General features: G+C 36.4%; 3 protein-coding genes. All 3 read left to right on the forward strand.

Annotation, left to right across the window (positions count from 1 at the left end; all coding sequences use genetic code 11):
* The first annotated feature begins 162 nt into the window (after positions 1–162).
* The 3 genes from GSF01_RS28875 (at position 163) to GSF01_RS28885 (ending at position 3,457) form a co-directional block, all read left to right on the forward strand.
* Entirely contained in the window at positions 163–951 is a 789-nt protein-coding gene (locus tag GSF01_RS28875; protein ID WP_159888721.1) for a VanW family protein, read from the forward strand.
* Between the two features lie 241 nt (positions 952–1,192).
* A complete protein-coding gene (locus GSF01_RS28880) occupies positions 1,193–1,747 on the forward strand; it encodes a GNAT family N-acetyltransferase (RefSeq protein WP_159888722.1) in 555 nt (184 codons plus the stop codon).
* A gap of 1,167 nt (positions 1,748–2,914) precedes the next feature.
* Positions 2,915–3,457: a hypothetical protein gene (locus tag GSF01_RS28885; RefSeq protein ID WP_159888723.1), complete on the forward strand. Its 543-nt coding sequence runs from the start codon at positions 2,915–2,917 to the stop codon at positions 3,455–3,457.
* Positions 3,458–4,064: the final 607 nt, after the last annotated feature.

A 4,064-nucleotide genomic window follows, 5' to 3' on the forward strand; every position in this document is an offset into this window, starting at 1 on the left:
TTGGTCGCACTTTCACTTTACCAAACGAAGTGGTGTTTTTCTATTTTTCAAGCAGGGTATCTCACGAGCCGCTACCATAGAAGGCGCGCGGACTTAAACTGGTTTTTTGGGTGCGAAAGTTGAGTTAATAATCCTTAAAATTTAGAACTGAGGATTCTTTCAATGAAGAGAATATTATTGAGCTATTTTCCTTTTTTATATAAGCTCAGAGTTCGGCAACTTATATGGAAGAGACATCTTAAGAATCTAAATCCCATAATAAAATATGCTCGTTCTAGAAAACCTGATGAGCTTGGTTTTGTTTGCAAGAAGCATAAATCTGTTTTAAGAAGAGTCCTAGCTAATTCGGATCCAATTTTGCAGGAAAATAAAATAAAAAATTTAAAAATTGCTCTTGAGCATATTGATGGGATAGCTATAAATCCGGGAGAGACTTTTTCGTTTTGGAAACTAATAGGAAAACCAACTAAGGCCAAGGGATATATCGAAGGATTAATGTTATCAAATGGAGAAGTTCGAACTGGCACGGGAGGTGGGCTATGCCAATTAGCTAATATGTTATTTTGGCTTGCACTTCATACACCACTTGAGATCAAAGAACGATATCATCATAGTTTTGATATATTTCCAGATGATAGAAGAGTTGTTCCTTTTGGAACAGGAACAAGTGTTTTTTATAATTATGTAGATTTGCAATTTTACAACCCAACAAACTATACTTTTCAATTCAATATTTTTTTATCGAATGAATTTTTGGAAGGAAACATAAGTTGTAACGCGGAATTGGAATTCATATACAAAGTGGAAGAAAGAAATCATCAGTTTTATCAAAATGAGAACAGGTGGTATAGGGGAAATGAAATATGGAGGTTGGAAATAAGCAAGCATGATAATGAACTTGTTAATGAGGAATTAATAATTAAGAATAATTCAGAAGTTAAATACATGTAGTCAAGCTAGTCAATTGAATCTATGTAAGATAGGCAATGATGTCGGTTCCATCGGATAACACTATATTCGCGCATCGGGGGACAAGCCCCCACGGTCCGCACGTAATGGAAAACTCCCTAACCGCTTCGCGGCGACTCCGATCCAGGGCTAACGCCCGGATCCTGGGGTCATTTAAGGGAGTAAGATGACGTGAATGCAAGAACGCTAGATGAAACCAATGCAAATAGAGAGGAAGATCACCGTGCCACATTTAATTGGCGACCGGATTATATTAAGGGAATACAGAAAAGATGATTTAATTCATTTGCGGACTTGGGTTAACGATCCAAAAGTTGTAGATAACCTATCAGATGTATTTCTTTACCCACATACAATGAATTCGACGGAAGCTTATTTGAATTCAGTGCTCGAAGGTAAAGGAGACCATAAGGGATTTATCATAGCACATAAAGAATCGGAAGAATATATAGGTCAAATCGATTTATTTAAGTTTGATTGGAAGAATCGCTGTGTAGAGATGGGTATTGTCATTGGATGCAAGGAAGATCAAGGAAGAGGCTATGGATCGGAAGCGATAATGTTATTACAAGAATTTGTATTTGACCGAGTGAATTTAAATAGGTTACAACTGGAAGTTCATGATTATAATCAACAGGCAATAAATTGTTACAAGAAATGTGGATTTATAGAAGAAGGAAGATTACGACAACGTCATTTTATTAATGGTAAGTATTCAGATACCGTATATATGGGGATTTTACAAAGCGATTACCAAGCAAGAATAATGAAGATTTGATAGTAATCGAAGATGGCGGTGGTGCGACGTCGTGAATGCAAAAACGTTATGTGAAATCAGCGATTAAATTAGGAGGGGAACTATGTCAACTCTATCTGGAGAGCAATTTAATCAAGCTAAAGAATTTATATTAAATAATGCAAGAGAATTAGAGAAGTCTATGTTCAGATATGAGTTCGAGAACGGTAAGGCTTAAGAAGTTCTTTCAGCATTAAAGTATTACCAAAACTCGGACAAGGGGTTTGGTAACGCTCTAGAACCTGACCTTAGATGTAGTGAGTCATCGGCACTGGCTACTACCATCGCTCTTCAGTATTTGTCTAGAATTCAGTCAAAGAATAAAATACAGCTTGTAAAAGATTGTTTTGATTTTCTTTTCAATACTTTCGACGAAAACAACTATGGATGGGAGATTATACCGGAAGCCGCGAATCAAGCACCTCGCGCAATATGGTGGAACTATAATGGGTTTCAAGAACACTGGGGAAATCCAAATGCTGAAATTATCGGTTATTTTTATGAATATCATGATTTTGTTAAAGCAGACTTTCTAAATAATCTAACGACATATTGCATTGAATATCTAAATAACAGATCACGACTATCTGAAATGCATGAGCTTTTTTGTTACATAAGACTGCTAGATCGATTACCATACGAATTACAAACTCATTTCGTTTCAAAGATTGAAGTGTTTATAAATAACTGTGTAGTAAAGAATCCTAATGAGAGAAACGGATACTGTGCACTTCCTCTACATATTGTAGACTCACCGTCGTCTCAATTTTATTACCTGTATAGTGATATGCTTTCGTACGACTTAGATGCGCTAATAAATACTCAAAGTAAAGATGGGGCATGGGTGCCCAATTGGTCATGGGGTAGATACGAACAGGAATGGAAAGTCGCTGAAAATGAGTGGAAAGGTTATATAACTTTGAGTAATTTAAAAGTTTTAAAAAATTTTGGAAAAATTGATAATTTGTAAGCAAATCAATGAAGTCGCTGACTCTAGATACTAAGCATTCACGCTACGGGACTTACACCCTTGGTTGTCAGATGTATAATGGCAGAGCCTCCAGTCGCTACACTCCTTTAAGCCTTTCGCTTTCGTGAATCCAAAAACGCTATAAGAAATTCTCGAAATTCTTTTTACAAGAGGTAAAGATGAAAAGAAAAAGAGCATTAATTATCGTTATCTTGGTTCTTATGGCTGCCACTTGCTTGTTTATGTGGATAAATAGGCATCAACCATATAGTCAAATTGAAAGAGCAGTTGCAGGCATTGATTCTGATTTCAATCAATTATTACATGTTCATTTGGATAGAGAAAAGACAATAGCATTCTATACCACACATAAGGAAGAATTAGGAATCATAACCTTGCAGGAGAACTTTGGTAGATTTAAATTTAAAGATTATATAAACAAGAGTCTATTGTACACTGACAAAGATATTAGCTGGCATGGAACTGAAAATAATAAAGAAAATATACATTTGCTGTATGGTACCGTTCAAAATCCTGATATTAGTCAAGTCGTGATATTAAGTGAAGGAAATAAAAGTGCATTCATAATAAACAAAGATAACAGAATTATTTGGTACGCATTAATGGATGAACAATTGAAATTACCAATTACTATTCGGACAACTAATAGAGATGGAAAGATAATATACGAAACAGGAGATGTTAAGTATTGGAATAAATAAATGTGGAAGAAAATGAATGAGCTGTGAACCACCCAGGGATTCGTGAATGCGAGGAACTTTAGACGAAATAACCTGAACTGATATAAAATGAACTGAATCAGTGAAGCAGATCTTCAATTGTCTCCCATTGGAGAAGCTGTTCATGAAGGAACATGATAATAAAAAATACAGGAATATAAAAAAGAACTGAGATTGAATAATTGGTGAACAACAAGAACTTTGGAAAGCGGCAACTGAGAGCGGGTTAAGTCGTCTAATACCGCATTTAAGCAACTGTGCTACGCCTCTCGGTCCGCCCTAAGTGGGGAACTGGGGAGGTAAGGCAGGCGGACACATCTGCGAACCTAAGTGACGGGGCCACCGGGCCCTTTGGGCCTTAGGTTCTCGACGTAGTGAATGCAATGACCATATATGCAATCGGGGCAATTTTAATAAAACTTGAAAAATACCATTACCAATATTTACAGGTAGTGGTATATTTGTAAGCGTCTAATAACCAGGTGTATTGAAAAAGAAAAGCCCATGGTTCATGAGAATCCATAGGCTTTGCGTTATGTACAATGTTGCCTAACTGCTGGACTCCATGGAAGGTGCTCATCAAGCAACT

Origin of the sequence: Paenibacillus puerhi, from assembly GCF_009846885.1 — a bacterium.
Classification (GTDB): Bacteria; Bacillota; Bacilli; order Paenibacillales; family NBRC-103111; genus Paenibacillus_G; species Paenibacillus_G puerhi.

Coding starts and splice junctions, on each gene's coding strand:
- GSF01_RS28875 (WP_159888721.1), top strand. CDS start 163: ATGAAGAGAATATTATTGAGCTATTTTCCTTTTTTATATAAGCTCAGA.
- GSF01_RS28885 (WP_159888723.1), top strand. CDS start 2,915: ATGAAAAGAAAAAGAGCATTAATTATCGTTATCTTGGTTCTTATGGCT.